Source organism: Flavobacterium sp. LS1R10, from assembly GCF_003968825.1.
Lineage (GTDB): Bacteria > Bacteroidota > Bacteroidia > Flavobacteriales > Flavobacteriaceae > Flavobacterium.
Map to the genome: position 1 here is coordinate 738,668 of NZ_RYDH01000001.1, position 16,928 is coordinate 755,595.

The following is a 16,928-nucleotide window of genomic DNA, read 5'->3' on the forward strand; positions in this document are numbered from 1 at the left end:
ATTTATTTTTTAATAAACGGAATAGTAGTCGTTTCAGATTGATTTTTCGATAATTTTAAAAAATAAATACCTTGCGATAAATGGGAGACGTTTATCTGAAGATCCTCCGCTGATTCTATTTTTTTTGATTTTAGGATCTGACCTAAAGTATTGATAATAGTGTAAACCTCCGGAGTATTGAGTTTGTTCTCACTAACTACGTTCAGGATGTTAGAGGTGGGATTTGGGTAGAGGTAAACCGAATTTAATTTTTCTATATCGACGGTAGATAATGATCCAATTCTAAAACTTTTAGATTGGGTTCCCCCAAAGGCTCCTCCGGTAGCAATAATTTCATTCGTAGGGGTTGATACAGTGTAAGAGCCATTTCCGAAATCACAACAGATGCCGTCATTTTGAGTATCAAATATAGTAAAAGTGTAACAATCATTGCCTGCGAGATCGAAGGTTGCCTTGATTGGATCAGGAAGCGGCCCGGTTTCTGGAAGATCTGTATAAGGGCCTCCTTTGTATAACACGGTTCCGGCTGAATTTGTAAGATTCCAGGTGGTTTCTGAACCAAAATAGTCTCGCTGTAAGGAGAAAAATACTGTATTGCTGGCGTAATTTTTTGTGATGTCAAAATTTATAGTATCGCTGTTGTTGGCGCTGTTTTCATCCTTTATCCTATTGGTACTAGTTATTGTACTGCTGAAATCATGATTGCCTCCAGTAGTAGTCAAACTATTTAAAGTAATATTTTGGGATTCGTTATTTGCCAGGCTTCCAGTCCAATTATAGGTTTGCAGGTTGTTATTATCAATTCCATAACGGATTGAGGCTTGAGTCAATGTTGCGCTGCCTTTATTCACGATTCTAATAACAGGAATAAAGCTAGTGCCGCAAGGAGGAATGTTTAAGTTTATAACCATTGTTGAAGCATCATTGGCAAAGATGATCCCCGGGGTAAGTGCATCCGAAGTTTTCAAAGAAGCCCGCCTTACGGAATTGTTCATTACAGTAATCATTCGTGCTTTTTGATCTGCTGTAAAGATGTTCATACACGCATCATCCGTATAGTCCATGTAGTTTTCAACCATATCCAAGCCTGGGGATGCGGGACAGGAATCAGTATTTGATGGGCAGCCCGTGTTTTCTTGTCCTGCATTAGGCGTATCTTCACAAAAATCGTCTACATCACAGCCTCCGTCTCCCCAGATGTGGCGCAGCCCAAGCCAGTGTCCTACCTCATGGGAGGTTGTTCTCCCTTTGTCATAAGGAGTAGTGTAGTTTCCTCCGGTAAAATAACTGGATGAACCAAAAACAGAATAACCAATCACGACACCGTCAGTGTTAGCGAAGCCTTCATCTGATTTTATTCCCGGAAGTCCGGAAGCACTAGGAAATTGTGCGTATCCCAAAAGATCGGTTTTGGTAAATTTGACTACCCAAATATTAAGGTATTTTTCAGGATTCCATTGTGTTTGGGGTTTTAGAGAGCCATCAATATCGACAGTAGACCAGCTTTCTCGCCCTAAGTTTACATGGTTTATCCCGTTTGATAAAATGCCCGATGGATCTCGTTTAGCCAGTGCGAATTCTATTTCTACATCAGCTCCTACAGGATTGCTGTTGAATCCTGGAGTGTTAGCTTTTTTTCTGAAATCTTCGTTGAGTACTTGAATTTGAGAAATTACTTGTTCATCAAAAATATTTTCATCACTGCCTAAAAGGTCGCCATTATGAATTACATGAACGACAACCGGTATGGTGATGACTGCATTTGTTTTGAATTCTTGTGCAGCATTCTTTTTTTTATTTTTTTCGAGTTCAATCTTTGGTGTTATCCATTGTTCAAATTCAGCAGTAGATATTCTGTTTGGATTTTTGGATTTTAGGTATTCTTCATATTCTGTCGTGGCACATCGAATTACAGAACCTTCCGGAATGATTTTATTTTTGCCAAAAAGAAGCGCTTTTGAAGGGGTGTTATTTACTTGTGCAAACGTAGGATTGATTGAAAAAAAAAAGCACAGTGTAATAAAAAAAATAATTTTTTTCATATTATGGATGTGTTTAGAAAAGGGTAATTCAATGTGTTGATTTTTAGTGTGTATTAAAAACATGCATTAAAATTAATTATTATTTTTATCTAATACAAATTAAAAAAAACAGAGGCGTACAAAGGAAGCATATTCCTTTTTTTATTTCCCGTTAAATGTGGTCATGGTAATTTCCAGTCCGGAAGTTCCAAAGGATTTTATGATTTCGGAGGCTAATTCCAGTCGTTCCGTAAGCGCTGTTTTTTCAGTATCATCCCAGTCGCCAAGGACATAGTCAACTTGTTTTCCTTTTTTGAATTCGTCACTGATCCCAAAACGGAATCGGGCGTAATTTTGCGTATTCAATACCAGATTGATGTTTTTGAGTCCGTTGTGTCCGCCATCGCTTCCTTTTTGTCGGATGCGAATGGCTCCAAAAGATAGATTCAAATCATCGGTGATCACCAGAATATTTTCAAGTGGAATATTCTCTTTTCCCATCCAGTATTGCACGGCTTTTCCGCTCAAATTCATATATGTGTTGGGTTTGAGTAACAAAAAAGTTCTTCCTTTGAATTTGTATTGGGCCAGTGTACCCAGTTTTACGGTTTCGAAAGTAACGCTTTCTTTCCGGGCGAGGAAATCCACGATTTTAAAACCAATGTTGTGGCGAGTGTTTACATACTCGGCGCCAATGTTGCCGAGTCCTATTATTAAAAATTTATTACTCACGTTTTCTATATTATTTTTTTGGTGTTCGAGAGCCTCTGATTTCCTACAATCTGTATTATTCTCAGTTTTTGTCGGTGAGAATAAATTTGAAATCCATTTTATCATACTGCAAAAATAGACTTAATTAGAATAGTGTACTATTAGATTTTTAGAAAATCGGTATTGGGAACAAAATAGTTCTGGATAGCCCTGATGGGAGTGGCATCCCGCGCTTTTTGGCGTGGATACAACGGACAGCAGGAGGAGCGTTATTGTGAAAATGGGTAGTGGTGCTCCTCATAATTTAAAATAGGATAATGAGGTTTCTCGTTGCTCTAAATGAGAAAATAAAAAGCAAAAAAAAGCACCAGTTGTAGAACTGATGCTTTCTTGAATGATTGAAAAAATATTATTTTTTCTTTCCTTTTACGGGAGCTTTTGCTGCTTTTGCTGCCTCTTGAGCTGCTTTCATAGCGGCACGAGAGATTTTCACTTGACAAATTACAGTGTTGTCCGGGTGCATGATTTTGTAGTCCGGAGAAGCTACTTTAGTAACGTACAATTTGTTACCCATGTCTAAGGCAGTAATGTCAGCTTCAATAAAATCAGGAAGATTTTTTGGTAAAGCTTTTACTTTTAGTTTACGAGTGTTCAAACGTAAATCTCCACCGGCCATAACTCCTTTAGAGTTACCAATGATTTTTACAGGAACTTCCATAGTGATTTCTTTGTCATCAAATAATTGAAAGAAGTCAATGTGTAAGATCTTGTCAGACACCGGGTGAACCTGAATGTCTTGTAAAATAGCATTAAATGATTTTCCTTCACCTAGATTGATCTCAACTGTGTGAGCGTTTGGGGTGTAAACCAAGTTTTTGAAAGCCATAACTTCTGCTGAGAAATGAACTGCCTGATTTCCTCCGTATAATACGCAAGGAACCAATCCAGCATTACGTAGGGCTTTAGTCGCAACTTTACCCACGCTTTCTCTTTCTGATCCTTTAATTGTAATCGATTTCATTGTAAAAAAATATAGTTATTAAATAATATTACTTGTTTGGCTTTTAGCTTTTGGCTATCAGCAAGACTTTATAACTTTAAGACATTAGACTTTACGACTAATGTATTACATTATAAATTTTCCACTTATGGAATTGTTGTGGTGCACCATGTGCATAACTTCAGCAAAAAGAGGCGCACAACTCAACACTCTTATTTTTTTTGATTCTTTCTTTAACGGAATAGAATCGGTGACGATTAATTCTAATAATTTAGAATTCTCTATTTTTTCGTAAGCATCCCCGGATAAAATCGCGTGTGTACAAATTGCTCGTACGCTCAGTGCTCCTTTTTCGATCATTAAATCTGCGGCTTTCGCCAAAGTGCCTCCGGTATCAATCATGTCATCTACTAAGATTACATTTTTACCTTTAACTTCACCAATCAATTCCATGGTGTCAATAATATTGGCTTCTTTTCTTTGTTTGTAACAAATCACCACATCCGATTCTAAGAATTTAGAATACGCATAGGCTCTTTTTGAACCTCCCATGTCTGGAGAAGCGATAGTCAGATTGTCTAAACCTAAACTTTTTACGTACGGCAAGAATATTGTCGATGCAAAAAGGTGATCTACCGGTTTTTCAAAGAATCCTTGAATTTGATCTGCGTGCAAATCCATGGTCATTACTCTTGTTGCGCCTGCAGCATCAAGTAAATTAGCCACTAATTTAGCTCCTATCGGAACTCTTGGCTTATCTTTTCTATCTTGTCTTGCCCAACCAAAGTAAGGAATTACTGCTGTTATGTGTCGTGCCGAAGCCCGTTTTGCAGCATCAATCATCAGTAACATTTCCATCAAATTATCTGCCGTTGGAAAAGTAGAACAAACGATAAAAACCCGTAATCCTCTGATAGACTCTTCATAAGAAGGCTGAAATTCACCGTCGCTGTATTTTGACATGGTGATTTTCCCTAAAGGGATTCCGTATTGCTCTGCTATTTTTTCAGCCAGATAGACACTTTGTGAACACGCAAAAATTTTAGCTTCTGGTTCTAGGTGTGACATTTAATTTGTTGTTTTTATTCCGCTGCGCTCCATACTGTTGGCTTTGTCATTTGTATAAAGCCGTATGTTTGTATTTGCCTCGGGTGTAGTTAGTTGTGTGTTGTGTTTTTAACGAGGTGCAAATTTATAAAATTTATTCAACTCTGAAAGGAAAAAATTAAGTATTTTTAGTTGAACATTTAATATTATTTTTTACATTTGCATCGTGTTAAAGGAATTGATGGTTGATTTAAACACAACCACCTCTTTTATTGCGTTGAAATAACTGTTGTTATTTCATGTCTAGCTAAGCCCGGATGGCGGAATTGGTAGACGCGCTGGTCTCAAACACCTGTGGGAAACCGTGCCGGTTCGACTCCGGCTCCGGGTACTTAAAAAGTCTGTAATGGTATTGTTTGTCAATACTTTACGGGCTTTTTTATTGTAGTTGCCCGGCCATTTTAAAAATACTCTTTTTAGCATAGGGTTATTCATATTGATTGGTGGCGTCTCCTTTTTATTTTATTCCAAGTTTTTCGCTTCCTTTCCTACTTTAATTGCGGACTGCACTAATTTTGTTAGTGTTGCTTCCTTTGTTCTCATATAGTTGTTAGAAAGTTTATTATAATGCGAATCAAGGGTTAAAATGTTAAGTTTATAAAAGCGGAAGCGATTTTGCCGAAGATATGAATCAACCGTCCTTTGGCAGACCTCACTTTACTAGCTCTTTGAATATCTGTTCTTTGAATTAGCCAACTAAAAAATGCTTCTATAGGTTGTCTAACTCTTGATACTGCTGTCGAAAACAAATCATTTGCAGCTTTATCTCTATTTTTGATTTCTTGACATTGCCCTTTAATTCGTTTGATTGGAGTCATCATAATCGAATTTTTCTTTTGCTCTAATTCAGTAAAAAAATCTAGATTATTGTATATTTTATCTCCAAAAAAATTCCTGTTAGTTTTCTCAGACCAAGCTTCTTTGAATACAGTTAAATCATTTACTGAGGCAGGAGTTATTTGAATTTCCTCAGGAAAAGGGATTTTATCTAAGCGTCTAAAAGCCAATGCGTGTAATTTCACACCATAATAATACAAGCTTTTAGTAGAGCAATATCCTTTGTCGGTCAGTTCTTTAGCTACTTTTGCATTACGCTTTCCAGAACAAGTGATTATTGGCATTGAATCTAGTAAACTTTGATCAGCAAAACAGTCAGAGGGTATAAAATCTTCAAACAACGAAGATGTAAAACGTCTAAAAGCTTCCGACAATTGGTTAAGCCGATTAGAAAAAGCAGTATATGAACCGAGTTTTGGAAACCAATCAATCAAATAATCACAAGCATATTTGTGAATCTGTTTGATGCTAAAGCGTTGTTTTTCTTGAACTGCGAATAGATAAATGGTCATAATTTCTTGGTCTGTTAAATCTTGCTTATCGTTGTTGCTAAAACGTTAGCAAGTATATTTTAAATCTTTTTCAAATCTGTCGCAGATTATTGAGTAGATTTTTATTAATTTTAGGGCTTTAGGCTGATTAATCATATATTTAAATGTGCGTTAGATACACTATAAATATACTGATTATCAGCTTATTAATCTAATTTTTAAACAGATATTTCTTTCTTTTTTAACCCTTGATTCGCATACCTAACAAAGCTATTCTACTACCAATATTTATCTCTCCTAGTTTTGTTGAATATGACCCATGATTGAATAAAACTATAGGCGAGCCACTAGACCCTGCAAATATCGGAATATCTAAAAGAAACTCTTTTTTTCCTGAGTAATTGATATATAGCGGTGTAGCGGTAAGTCCCTTTCTTACAACTGGCAGGTTGTTCACCTTGTCCCAAAAACCTTTTGGATATCCAATCATTAACACTTTTTCAATAGCTGTTATCTCATTCAGTAATTTCGCATTTGGTAATAGAGTTTCGTCATAGGGAACATACAAAATGTCTTTGTTCTTTTGTTTTTTAAAGTCATCAATTATACCCGCTATAGGCAAAATAGCTAAATCTACATTGGGATGTTTAATCCATCTATTTTGGAAATCATTAAGAGTGTAAGTTAAAATACTACCATATTTCGGCAAACCGTTTTCTTGTTCAGTAAAATTTAGTATTCCATTAGTAGTGTTTTTAATTACATGATAATTGGTGACAATAACTGGGATTTTTATATTGTCTATTAAAAATTCAAAGAAAAAACCAGTTCCAGTTGAGGTAAAAGTCGTTTTTTGATTATTTATGATTGTATCTCCAGTACATTCGATTCGAATTGTAGAATTTATTATAAGTTCAGAAGGCGATAATTTATTTTCTTGTGATATAATATAATTTGTTGAAATTATTAAAACTATAATTAATAGAACATTCTTTCTCATGTTTTTTTAAATTATTACAATCCTATCTTATTAGGGTAAAAGTTAAATTTATGCAGGTATTCAAATATAGAAAGAAATCTACTAATAAACAGAAAAGCTTTTTTATTTACCTTAATTTTTCAAATGTATCAAATTAAAAATGTATCAAAAATATTCTTTGATTTATTTTGCCATGTCCCGAAATATCTGGACTTTTAGAATATGGAAAAAGCAATCATCATATCTCGTTGTTCAACTAATGAGAATCGTCAAGACGTAACCCGTCAATCTCAAGAGTTGATTTCTAATTACGGAAATCAGTATGAAAATCGTTAAAGAGTTTGAAATATCATTTGGAAACCATTTTAAACTTCTTTATAAAACGACATACAAATGCAAATGCAGAATCATTTAACTCGAAAATAAAACTCTTCAGAGCCAACCAAAGAGGTGTCGTAGGTATCAAATTCTTTCTCTTTAGAATGGAAAAACTTTTTGCCTAATCCCCAGAAAATTTATGTGACCCTAAGAATCGCCTTTTTTTGCCAATAAAAAATGGCAATACTAATTTTTAAAAATAGTATTGCCATAAGAAGATTGAGTTACTACAATGAATTTCGATTAATTAAGGCCTTTTGTTTTAAGATGTTTTTAATTGGTCTTCAAAAATTGGAAGCTTTCCTTTTTTGCTTGCAATTGTAATTCTTGGTCTTTTTCAACAAAATTCATTTCAATAACTGCTGCTTTTCTGGGCGCTTCACTCGTTGCGCTGAAATGGGTATGAAGAACATATTGCAATTGGTTGTCTTTGTCTAAAAATAAATCGCCGTGGCCGGGACCATTTTCTCCAATTAAATTTCGGGATATAATTGGACTTGTTGTTGATTTTTTCCAAGGACCCAAAGGACTTTTACTGGTTGCATATCCAACGGCATATTCCAGATTTCTAAAATCATTTGCCGAATAAATTAAATAATACAAACTGCCTTTTTTCAATACTGTAGGGCCTTCAGTAACCGGCCAGTTCACATTTTGCGTGTTTTCCCATTGCAATTCTGCAGCGATGCATTCTGTAAGTGTTCCTAGTTTAATACTTAAAAGGTCATCGTTTAATTCCGCTACAAAAATTCTGTTACCATTCGTAAGTCTAACGTGGTACAAATATTTTTTTCCATCATCATCTATAAAAACAAAAGGATCAATTTGTTTTACGGAGGCAGATAATGGTTCTTTAGAGGTGTTTCTGAAAGGACCAACGGGGTTATTACTTGTTGCAATAGCAATATTTTCATTGGCGGTATAAATCATGTAAAAAAGATTGTTGTATTTCAGTATTTGTGGAGCCCAAAATCCTTGTGTACCATATGCATCTCCTTTTTTTAGCGCAAGACCAGCTTGAGCACCAACAGGTCCTTTCCAATTTTTTTGATCGGAAGAGGTATAGACTTGAAAACCTTCTCCGTTTAGGGAGCTGTTTCCAGTTGTCGTTCCGTATAAGTAATAAGTACCTTCATTATAAAAAATGGTAGGGTCAGCCAGAAAAATGTTTTTCGAATTAATGTCGGTAGATGTTTCAGTTGTAATTTTTTCCTGAGAACAGCAAATGAATAGGCATAATGAACAAATTATGGTCAAGGTGTTTTTCATTTTATATTCGGTTTTAAAACTGGTTTTGTAGACGGCGATCCAGAATTTACAGTTGGCCAGCCATTTTTATACGTTATTTTATCTATCAAAACGATGCGTCCGCCATTTGGGTTTTTTGAATCTATGGCGTGATACACCATCCATTCCTGTCCGTTATCGTCAGTTACAACCGAATTATGTCCGGGAGCAACCCATTTCTCATTTTTATTTAAAATCACACTATTAGCAGTTTTCGCAGCTTCCTCCAAAGTTTCAAAAGGGCCTTCCGCATTTTTAGAACGCGCAACCATTACGGCATAATGCGCTTTTTCGCCACAGCAGTTATCCCCTGAATAATACAAATAATAATAACCGTCATGATAAGTAACCCAACTCCCTTCTACTAAATTTTGATAATTGGCAGGATCATTATTAATAATTGGATTGACTAGTGTTTTCAAACTGCTCCCTTCTTTAAAATGCAATCGATCCTCTGAAAGTTCCTGCACTTTTATAGATTCAAAACCAGATCCCCAATACAGCAATTTTTTGCCAGTTTTAGGGTCATCAAAAGCCATCGGATCAATATTGATAAACCCATTTCCACAAAGTAAAGGCTCGCCTTTATCTATAAAAGGGCCTGCTGGCGATTTTGATGTTGCAACACCAAGACATTTTCCTGGGGCAGAGGCAGTTTCTCCTGAATAATATAAAAAATACGTTTTTAGTTGGGCATCATACAAAACATGAGGAGCCCAAAAATCCTTGTCCGCCCATTTTGGTTTTGTGGGAAGTGCATCTCCAACATAACTCCAATCTACCAGATTTTTAGTTTTTAAAACCTGAATATTGATACTTTTACCATTGAGATCCGTATTCGTTCCATAGGCATAATAATAACCATCGGCGGCTTTTATAACCGTTGGATCTGGAAAATCTTTGATATAGACCGGGTTTACAAATGTGGTCGTTTTTATTACCTCTTTCTCTCTGGATTTACATCCGAGGAGACTCATAAAAACAACTGACCAGAAAATATATTTTACACTATAATTCATATTAATAAAGCAATTGAATTGTTATTTTATTGAGAACTGGTAATAGGAGACTGTGTGGTATTTTTGTCCCAGTTTTAAAACAATCGGAGCAAATTTTGGCTGATTTGGAGCATCCGGAAAATGCTGTGTTTCTAAAGCAAAAGCGGTTCTAAAATCATCTTTTGAGTCAGATTTGAAAGTGTTTTTTGATTGCATGAAATTCCCGCTGTAAAACTGTAAACCAGGTTCTTCGGTAAAAATATCCAATGTAATTCTTGATTGATCTCCAGAGATTGTTGCTGCATGATTCATTCCATTTTTCTGGGTACCGTTCAGTACATAATTATGGTCGTATCCTTTTCCAAATTTCAACTGTTCATTTTTTGTTTCTATTCGCTCGCCAATGGTATGTTTTGAAGTAAAATCGAAAGGTGTATTTTGTACCGATTTTAATTCGCCTGACGGAATTAAACCTTCATCAACTGGCGTGAATTGATTCGCGTAAATCTGTAATTCATGATTCAGAATGGTACCGCTGCCTTCTCCGTTTAAATTAAAAAAAGCATGATTGGTCAAATTGACAACCGTAGTTTTATCAGTGGTGGCCTCGTATTCCATTTTTAAAGTTTTGTCAGCCGTAATGGAGTAGGTCACTTTTATTTCTAGTTTTCCTGGAAACCCTTGTTCCATATCGGGAGAAGTATAGGTTAAGACTAAAGTATGGTTATGAGTTTTTTCCGCATTCCAAACCACATCTTGGAACCCGTTTTTTCCGCCATGCAGTGCATTTTCTCCGTTATTTAAAGGAACATTGTATTCTTTTCCTTCCAAAGTAAATTTTCCTTTAGCAATTCGGTTTCCAACTCTGCCGATTGTAGCTCCAAAATAAGGTTCTGTTGATTTTTGAAATCCGGTAATGCTGTTCATTCCAACCACAACATCAGTGAGCTTTCCGTTTTTATCCGCTACCCATAATCCTACTAATCGTCCTCCGTAATTAGTGAAAGCTGCTTTTAAACCTTTGTTTTCAATCCAATATAAAGTTGTTTTTTTGTGGTCTATCTCCGCTTCAAAATTTTTAGTTTCTAAAAAAGTTTGAGCTGAATCAGCAGTCGTTTCTTGATTCATTTCTTTTTGAGTTGAATTATCGTTTTTATTTTCTTTGCAGGAAACCTGAAATACAGCAAGAATAAGGACTGTGTAAATCTGAATTTTTTTCATTGTTTTAAATTTATATCGTTTTAATAAAAAACTACTCGGCGGGAATTTCTAATTTCGTTCCTTCACTAACAGGTTCTCCAAACACAGGAAATCCATTCGAATCCCAATTTATTTTTTGCATTCTTGGAGCTCTTTTATTTCCGCAGCCTTCTCCGGGATTAGAATTTGCATGGTACAAAATCCAGTCTTCTTTTCCGTTTGGAGATTTGAAAAACGAATTGTGTCCAGGAGCAAAAACCTGATTTTTTACAGATTGTTGGAATAATGGTTTCTCTGTTTTTACCCAAGAAGAAGCTTCCAGTAAATCTCCATTTCCTTGAAAATGCAACAAGCCCAAAGCATAAAAATCAGTCCAACAGCCGCTGGCGGAATACACAATAAATACCTTGTCGTCGTGCATTAAAAACTGCGGACCTTCATTGACATTCACTTGAGGCGGATTATTCGGGTCGTTTAAAGCACCGTGTGTTTCCCAATCGAATGTTGGTGACGAAATTAAAACCCGATCGCCTTCTATTTCACAAGGATTTTTCATTTTTGCGATATAGATATTCTGCTGTCCATTAGTGTCGCCTTCCCATCCTGCCCAAATCATGTAAAGACTGTTTTTATAATTGAATACATTTCCGTCAATGGCCCATTTATCAGTTTTTGCGGCTATTTTTCCTTTAAATTCCCATACTCCTTTAAAAGGATCTTCCGATTTGTTTTCTAAAAGGTACATTCTATGGGTCGCATTGTCTCCATCATCTGCTGCAAAATAGACGTACCATTTGCCATTGATCATATGAAATTCAGGGGCCCAAATATCTGCGGAATAGTCTGTATTTTTTGGTGCTGTCCAAATGGTTTTGCTCTCCGCATTTTTTAAATCAGCTAAACTTTTTGTTTTCCATAAAACCAACTTATTTTGCAACGTATGGGTGTAATAATAATAGCCATTATAATACGTGCTGTAAGGATCTGCACCAGATGGCAAAATAGGGTTTGTAAAGTTTTTTTGTTGCGAATAGGCTTCTGAATTACAGCCCGAGGCAATTAAGTATACGATTAGTATTAAATATTTTTTCATTTCAATAGCTTTTAGTTCGATTGATGATTTAGAGCATCGATAACTTCTTTGTTGATAGCGCTTACTTTTTCGAAATCCATTTTATCTACTTTTCTGTCGTATGTCATAAATCCATTTACTTCGCCCTCTACGTCAGTTGTTTGTGTATAAACTGCAGCAGAAAATCCAGTTTTGACTAATTTTTTCAACTCCTTGGCATACTTGATATATTCATTGGTTACTTCTGTAACGTTTTTGAACTTGATATAACCCCAATTGTCGTTTGCTCTCCACAAATGACCTTCCAGAGGCAATCCGATACCACCATATTCACCCAGAACGGTAATTCTTCGGGCGTCATAAAGATATATCTCTGGACCGGGATAATTGTGTAAATCCAATATGTCTCCCGTTTGAAAATGATTTCCTCCGCTGGATGAATTAACTAATCGGCTTGGATCGTGATTCTTGGTCCACTCGGTAATTTCAACGGTTTTAAATTGTCCCCAAGCCTCATTAAAAGGAACCCAAACGACAATACTTGGATACGAATACAAATGATCCATGATCTCTTTCCATTCTTTTTTATAAATTGCTTCCGATTTAGGAGTTCTTTGCAATTCAGTACCTTCAAAATATTTTTTATTTTGCCATAAAGGTTGCTCGTCACCACTTGGCATATCTTGCCATACTAAAATCCCAAGCTCATCACAATGCGTATACCAACGTTCCGGTTCTACTTTGACATGCTTGCGAATCATATTAAAACCTAATTCTTTGGTCTTAACAATATCATATTTTAAAGCTTCATCGGTAGGAGCAGTGTACAATCCGTCTGGCCACCAACCTTGATCTAAAGGCCCAAATTGGAAATAGTCTTTGTTGTTTAATTGCATTCTAAGCACACCATTTGCATCTCTTTTAGAACCAATTTTTCGCATTGCAAAATAACTTTTTACCTGATCGACAACTTTTCCATTGCTGATTAATTTTACATTGGTTTTGTATAAAAAAGGAGATTCCGGAGACCATAATTTTGGATTATTTAAAACAATTTCCAAGTTTTCTCCAACGGAAGCTTTCCCGCTTGCAATTGTTTTTGAATTATCATAAACGGTCACTTCGATTACATCTCCATAACTTGCTCCGGGAACTTCGGGTTTTATATTAATTACATTCTGATCAATATCTGGTGTGGTTTTGATAGTTGTAATATTCTTTTTATGTACAGGTTCAATCCAAACCGTCTGCCAAATTCCTGTAACTGGCGTGTACCAGATTCCTTCCGGGTTTTTAACTTGTTTTCCTCTTGGTTGTGGTCCTTCATTGGAAGGATCCCAAACTTTTACGGTTAATTGCTGCGTTTTTCCGGTTATAAAAGGTGTTATATCAAAAGAAAATGGAGTATATCCACCAGTATGCGAACCAATTTTAACGCCATTCAACCAAACTTCGGTTTTCCAATCGACTGCGCCAAAATGCAACAAAATGTTCTGACCTTTCCAATTGGATTCCACCGTGAAAGTGGTGGTGTACCAAAGTTCATTTTTAGAACCCACTTCTTTCATCACACCAGATAAACTGGATTCTACTGCAAAAGGAACCAGAATTTGACCGTCGTATTTTGTAGGGGTTGGTTTTCCTGCTTCTTGGATAGCATAATTCCATAATCCGTTGAGGTTTTTCCATTCCTTGCGCTCCATTATCGGACGAGGATATTCAGGAAGTACCTGTTTTGGATTTACTTTATTCGCCCATTCTGTTTTGATTTTTTCTCCAGCCGGTTTCCATTGCGCAGATAATGATAATCCTAAGCATAAAAAGAGAAGTACTGTTGCATTTTTTTTCATTGATATATAATTTATTTTGGCGCACCTCAATAAAATTGACGTGCTATTTTTCTATTTCTGTTACTAAAAAATTACCAGACTATTTAAAAACAGCCCGGTAATTAAACAAACCTAACTTAACTAACCTCCTTTTAGTGACGTTTTAAACCATTATAAAACGCCCTGTTTTTTTACCTTTTTGTATTAATTCACCAGTTTTAAAGTGGACCAAGAATACGGTTTGTCACTACTATTGGTTGCAATACTTTCGGTATAATTATTTGTTCCTTTTTCTCTAATTTCTACGTTGTAACCTATTCTGGTTTGTTTTGCAGGCATTCCACCTAATACATTCCACGGTATTTTGACTTCTATTCGATAACCGTTTGAAGTTTTGACAGTCGTTGTTACCATTCCTTTTGGACTGTCTAATTTTTTCCATTTGCTGTTTTCTCCCTCATATATCGAAAACAGATTGGATTGCCCTAATTCCAGTTTAAAAATGGAATTTCCCGGGCCAATTAAACTTTTATTTTTAGGGTCTAAATACAAATTCAAACCATCACTTCCGGTTAAGGCATCTGTACTTACAATTTGGCTGTCTTTCACTTGTGCAAAAGCATATAAAAATTCGGTGTCGTACGTAAAATTGGCTTCTAATTGAGTGCTGCTTTTTTGACCAATGAAAACTGGACTTTCTTTTTGCCAAACCACTTCATTGTTTAGCCCGTCAATTACGGCTGTTTCTTTTGTGGCATTAATTTCGGGTAAAACACGTCCTTTTATCATCCAAATTTGGGATGAATTTGAAAATTGATTCGTAGTGGTTAAAGCTATAACGGTATCGTCATCTAAAACAGCAATACTGTTCCATAAAGCCGATTTTCTGATGGAAAGTATAAAAGGAGTAGATTTTCTGTTGAAATTTTTAGCGTCATTAGTTCCAATAACCACTTTCATATCGGCATTATTAATATCGTTTGTTGTTCTGTTTTCAGTTCCTTGGTAGGACATCAAAACTTCTCCAGTGCTAATTTGGGACAGATACGGAGCGCCTGCATAAACGGGGTTACTCAAGACTTCTTCCAAAGCATAATTTCTATTATTGCTATTTGCATCGACTGGTTGCTTCCAGTTTTCTGTAATTGAATTCCGAATGATATACGGTTTAAATTGATTCTCAATGCCATTATCTTCAATAGAAAAAACAATTTCAGTTTGATTTTTTAGTAGAATTGGAGAGGGCATTCCATCTCTTTTTCCGGCTCTGAAACTCACAATTTCTGGTATTGTTGACCATGCTAATCCATTATCTGATGAACGGATCAGGGAAATATTTTGCTCATTAGAATTGCGGTACACATTTTCATTGGAAAAAAACAATTGAATTTCTCCACTCGGAATTTGTAACGCTGAAGGTTCCCAACAGCCATTTTCAAAATCAGAACTGGCTTCATATACGAGTCGATTTTCCTTCCAAGTCAAACCTCCGTCATAACTTTTAATCGTATTGATAGAAAATTTCACAGTACCGTTCCCTGCAATTGGTCTTGGATTGTAACAAATCAAAATAGAATTATCCTTTAATTGTAAAATATCCGGCGTGGTCATATTCACCGAAGCATTTCCGGAAACTACTGTAATGGGTGCGCTCCAAGTACCGCCAAAATCAGAACTTGTTTTCACTAAAATCGCTCCGCCGGATTCATAAGTACACATTAATTTCTTGTCATTTAGCTGTACTAATCTGGCGTATCCATTGTAATCTGTGCTGTTTTTATCCGAAACCAGAATTAAAGAGTTGTAATCCCAAGCAATTCTGATGCCTTCCACAGCTGGTTTGGAAGTAATGTTTTCTACAACGGGTTTTTCGTCATTTCCATCCGGAGAGTCACTACAAGAAAGTAACGGGATGAAAATAAGCCCTAGAAATGCATAATTTATTTTTTTCATTTTTTACTTTTTGGGATTCGATTCTGTTTTGGTTAAACCAAATTTCTGTACCAAACCATCATACTCTTTTGTAGAAATTGAAATCATGCAACCATGTCTTGCTTTTTCGGGTAAACTGTATTTGTCCCAATCACTATAAAAAGTATATCCTGATGCTTGAAACCAAGGGCCGTTTAAATTATCTGAAATGGATAATCCATAAGAAACTCCGGGATACTGCTCGTAATACATATACCAAATTTTATCGTCCGGAGATGGAATCAACATAGGTGCTTCCCTAAAATTCGGACTGATTGATTCCTGTGGCAATGAATATGGCCCTAATAGCGATTTTGATTTAGCAATTCGGATGGTTTTTCCCGTTGTCCAATATAAAGTTGGGTAGGTTTCATCTTTTAAAATTGCGTAATAGGAATCTCCCACTTTTCTGATGAAGACATCAATCGTCCCCATGTCCCAATCAAACAATCGATTTGGAGTGCCTTCAAACATTTTTAAATCTTTTGACATGACATAAAGTGTTCTTTGGCTTGCCCAATAGGCTTCGGGATCTTCTTTAGAGCCTTGCTTGTGAGGCGTGTGCCAAGTTAGCATAAACTTTGCGGAGTCTTTGTCGTAATACAATTTTGGAGCGCCTATTCTTTGCAATGCACTGGAATAATCGGGAGTGCTTTTTAGATTTGGCGTGTAAACAGCATGCTTTTTCCAAGTTATTAAATCATCAGAAATCCATATATTAATTTCTGGTGAATCATCGCTGGTGTTGCCTGCTATATAATACTTGCCGTCCGGACCTTTGCAAATGTCCGGGTGTCCTTGGTATTCCGGAAAGACTCTTTTTTCGTTGTTTAAATTAGTCCAATGTAAGCCATCAAGACTAACTGAATAATACAATCTTCCGTAATCGTTATGCGTCATGTGTGCAAATAAATAAGCTTCGTTCTTTGCTTTTGAACCATTTTGTACTTGCCCCGGCGGATTAGGTTGCTGTGCAAATAATGCTGTTTCTAATAATAAAACTGCGAGTATTAAAACCGTATTTAGAATCCTGTTTTTCATTTTTTT

At 35.9% G+C, this 16,928-nt stretch carries 14 protein-coding genes and 1 tRNA gene; 2 read left to right on the forward strand and 13 right to left on the reverse strand.

Annotation, left to right across the window (positions count from 1 at the left end):
- Positions 1 to 2: 2 nt before the first annotated feature.
- The 4 genes from EKL96_RS03275 to EKL96_RS03290 all read right to left on the reverse strand — a co-directional run bounded on the left by EKL96_RS03275 (position 3) and on the right by EKL96_RS03290 (position 4,800).
- The gene (locus EKL96_RS03275; RefSeq protein WP_158615214.1) at positions 3 to 2,042 is read right to left on the reverse strand and encodes a M43 family zinc metalloprotease; all 2,040 of its coding nucleotides are present in this window, start codon (positions 2,040 to 2,042) and stop codon (positions 3 to 5) included.
- 141 nt (positions 2,043 to 2,183) lie between these two features.
- Complete coding sequence (gene pth, locus EKL96_RS03280) at positions 2,184 to 2,858, reverse strand: aminoacyl-tRNA hydrolase (RefSeq protein WP_126458148.1); 675 nt, start codon at positions 2,856 to 2,858, stop codon at positions 2,184 to 2,186.
- Positions 2,859 to 3,141: 283 nt separating this feature from the next.
- On the reverse strand, positions 3,142 to 3,753 hold the full coding sequence (locus EKL96_RS03285; RefSeq protein WP_126452005.1) for a 50S ribosomal protein L25/general stress protein Ctc: 612 nt from the start codon (positions 3,751 to 3,753) through the stop codon (positions 3,142 to 3,144).
- A gap of 105 nt (positions 3,754 to 3,858) precedes the next feature.
- Complete coding sequence (locus EKL96_RS03290; RefSeq protein WP_126458151.1) at positions 3,859 to 4,800, reverse strand: ribose-phosphate pyrophosphokinase; 942 nt, start codon at positions 4,798 to 4,800, stop codon at positions 3,859 to 3,861.
- A gap of 290 nt (positions 4,801 to 5,090) precedes the next feature.
- Between EKL96_RS03290 and EKL96_RS03295 the strand changes: the two genes are divergently transcribed.
- Positions 5,091 to 5,170: transfer RNA gene (locus EKL96_RS03295), tRNA-Leu, on the forward strand.
- A gap of 250 nt (positions 5,171 to 5,420) precedes the next feature.
- On the opposite strand, the gene EKL96_RS03300 is transcribed toward EKL96_RS03295, so the two are convergent.
- Positions 5,421 to 6,188 carry a transposase gene (locus tag EKL96_RS03300; protein ID WP_199739566.1) on the reverse strand — a complete coding sequence of 256 codons (768 nt, stop codon included), beginning with the start codon at positions 6,186 to 6,188 and terminating at the stop codon, positions 5,421 to 5,423.
- 220 nt (positions 6,189 to 6,408) lie between these two features.
- Positions 6,409 to 7,167 (reverse strand): serine protease, encoded by a 759-nt coding sequence (locus EKL96_RS03305; RefSeq protein WP_126458154.1) that lies wholly within the window; start codon positions 7,165 to 7,167, stop codon positions 6,409 to 6,411.
- A gap of 320 nt (positions 7,168 to 7,487) precedes the next feature.
- Here EKL96_RS03305 and EKL96_RS03310 point away from each other — a divergent pair, with 320 nt between their 5' ends.
- A complete protein-coding gene (locus EKL96_RS03310) occupies positions 7,488 to 7,649 on the forward strand; it encodes a transposase (protein ID WP_126458157.1) in 162 nt (53 codons plus the stop codon).
- A gap of 148 nt (positions 7,650 to 7,797) precedes the next feature.
- Here the strand turns inward: EKL96_RS03310 and EKL96_RS03315 are convergent, their stop codons facing one another.
- From EKL96_RS03315 to EKL96_RS03345, 7 genes are all read right to left on the reverse strand, one after another.
- Complete coding sequence (locus EKL96_RS03315; RefSeq protein WP_126458160.1) at positions 7,798 to 8,793, reverse strand: glycoside hydrolase family 43 protein; 996 nt, start codon at positions 8,791 to 8,793, stop codon at positions 7,798 to 7,800.
- Positions 8,790 to 9,830 carry a glycoside hydrolase family 43 protein gene (locus EKL96_RS03320; protein WP_126458163.1) on the reverse strand — a complete coding sequence of 347 codons (1,041 nt, stop codon included), beginning with the start codon at positions 9,828 to 9,830 and terminating at the stop codon, positions 8,790 to 8,792. Before EKL96_RS03320 ends, EKL96_RS03315 begins: the two co-directional genes overlap by 4 nt.
- A gap of 21 nt (positions 9,831 to 9,851) precedes the next feature.
- The gene (locus EKL96_RS03325; RefSeq protein WP_126458166.1) at positions 9,852 to 11,030 is read right to left on the reverse strand and encodes an aldose epimerase family protein; all 1,179 of its coding nucleotides are present in this window, start codon (positions 11,028 to 11,030) and stop codon (positions 9,852 to 9,854) included.
- Positions 11,031 to 11,061: 31 nt separating this feature from the next.
- Positions 11,062 to 12,102 carry a family 43 glycosylhydrolase gene (locus EKL96_RS03330; RefSeq protein WP_126458169.1) on the reverse strand — a complete coding sequence of 347 codons (1,041 nt, stop codon included), beginning with the start codon at positions 12,100 to 12,102 and terminating at the stop codon, positions 11,062 to 11,064.
- Between the two features lie 11 nt (positions 12,103 to 12,113).
- The gene (locus EKL96_RS03335) at positions 12,114 to 13,931 is read right to left on the reverse strand and encodes a glycoside hydrolase family 2 protein (protein ID WP_126458172.1); all 1,818 of its coding nucleotides are present in this window, start codon (positions 13,929 to 13,931) and stop codon (positions 12,114 to 12,116) included.
- Between the two features lie 183 nt (positions 13,932 to 14,114).
- Positions 14,115 to 15,863, reverse strand: coding sequence for a sugar-binding protein (locus EKL96_RS03340; protein ID WP_126458175.1), 1,749 nt, complete (start codon positions 15,861 to 15,863; stop codon positions 14,115 to 14,117).
- A gap of 3 nt (positions 15,864 to 15,866) precedes the next feature.
- Positions 15,867 to 16,922, reverse strand: coding sequence for a glycoside hydrolase family 43 protein (locus EKL96_RS03345; protein ID WP_126458178.1), 1,056 nt, complete (start codon positions 16,920 to 16,922; stop codon positions 15,867 to 15,869).
- Positions 16,923 to 16,928 lie beyond the last annotated feature (6 nt).

What these genes read in the sequence shown, in the direction of transcription:
- EKL96_RS03275 (WP_158615214.1), bottom strand. Translation starts at nt 2,042, where the DNA reads ATGAAAAAAATTATTTTTTTTATTACACTGTGCTTTTTTTTTTCAATC.
- pth (WP_126458148.1), bottom strand. Translation starts at nt 2,858, where the DNA reads ATGATAAAATGGATTTCAAATTTATTCTCACCGACAAAAACTGAGAAT.
- EKL96_RS03285 (WP_126452005.1), bottom strand. Translation starts at nt 3,753, where the DNA reads ATGAAATCGATTACAATTAAAGGATCAGAAAGAGAAAGCGTGGGTAAA.
- EKL96_RS03290 (WP_126458151.1), bottom strand. Translation starts at nt 4,800, where the DNA reads ATGTCACACCTAGAACCAGAAGCTAAAATTTTTGCGTGTTCACAAAGT.
- EKL96_RS03300 (WP_199739566.1), bottom strand. Translation starts at nt 6,188, where the DNA reads ATGACCATTTATCTATTCGCAGTTCAAGAAAAACAACGCTTTAGCATC.
- EKL96_RS03305 (WP_126458154.1), bottom strand. Translation starts at nt 7,167, where the DNA reads ATGAGAAAGAATGTTCTATTAATTATAGTTTTAATAATTTCAACAAAT.
- EKL96_RS03315 (WP_126458160.1), bottom strand. Translation starts at nt 8,793, where the DNA reads ATGAAAAACACCTTGACCATAATTTGTTCATTATGCCTATTCATTTGC.
- EKL96_RS03320 (WP_126458163.1), bottom strand. Translation starts at nt 9,830, where the DNA reads ATGAATTATAGTGTAAAATATATTTTCTGGTCAGTTGTTTTTATGAGT.
- EKL96_RS03325 (WP_126458166.1), bottom strand. Translation starts at nt 11,030, where the DNA reads ATGAAAAAAATTCAGATTTACACAGTCCTTATTCTTGCTGTATTTCAG.
- EKL96_RS03330 (WP_126458169.1), bottom strand. Translation starts at nt 12,102, where the DNA reads ATGAAAAAATATTTAATACTAATCGTATACTTAATTGCCTCGGGCTGT.
- EKL96_RS03335 (WP_126458172.1), bottom strand. Translation starts at nt 13,931, where the DNA reads ATGAAAAAAAATGCAACAGTACTTCTCTTTTTATGCTTAGGATTATCA.
- EKL96_RS03340 (WP_126458175.1), bottom strand. Translation starts at nt 15,863, where the DNA reads ATGAAAAAAATAAATTATGCATTTCTAGGGCTTATTTTCATCCCGTTA.
- EKL96_RS03345 (WP_126458178.1), bottom strand. Translation starts at nt 16,922, where the DNA reads ATGAAAAACAGGATTCTAAATACGGTTTTAATACTCGCAGTTTTATTA.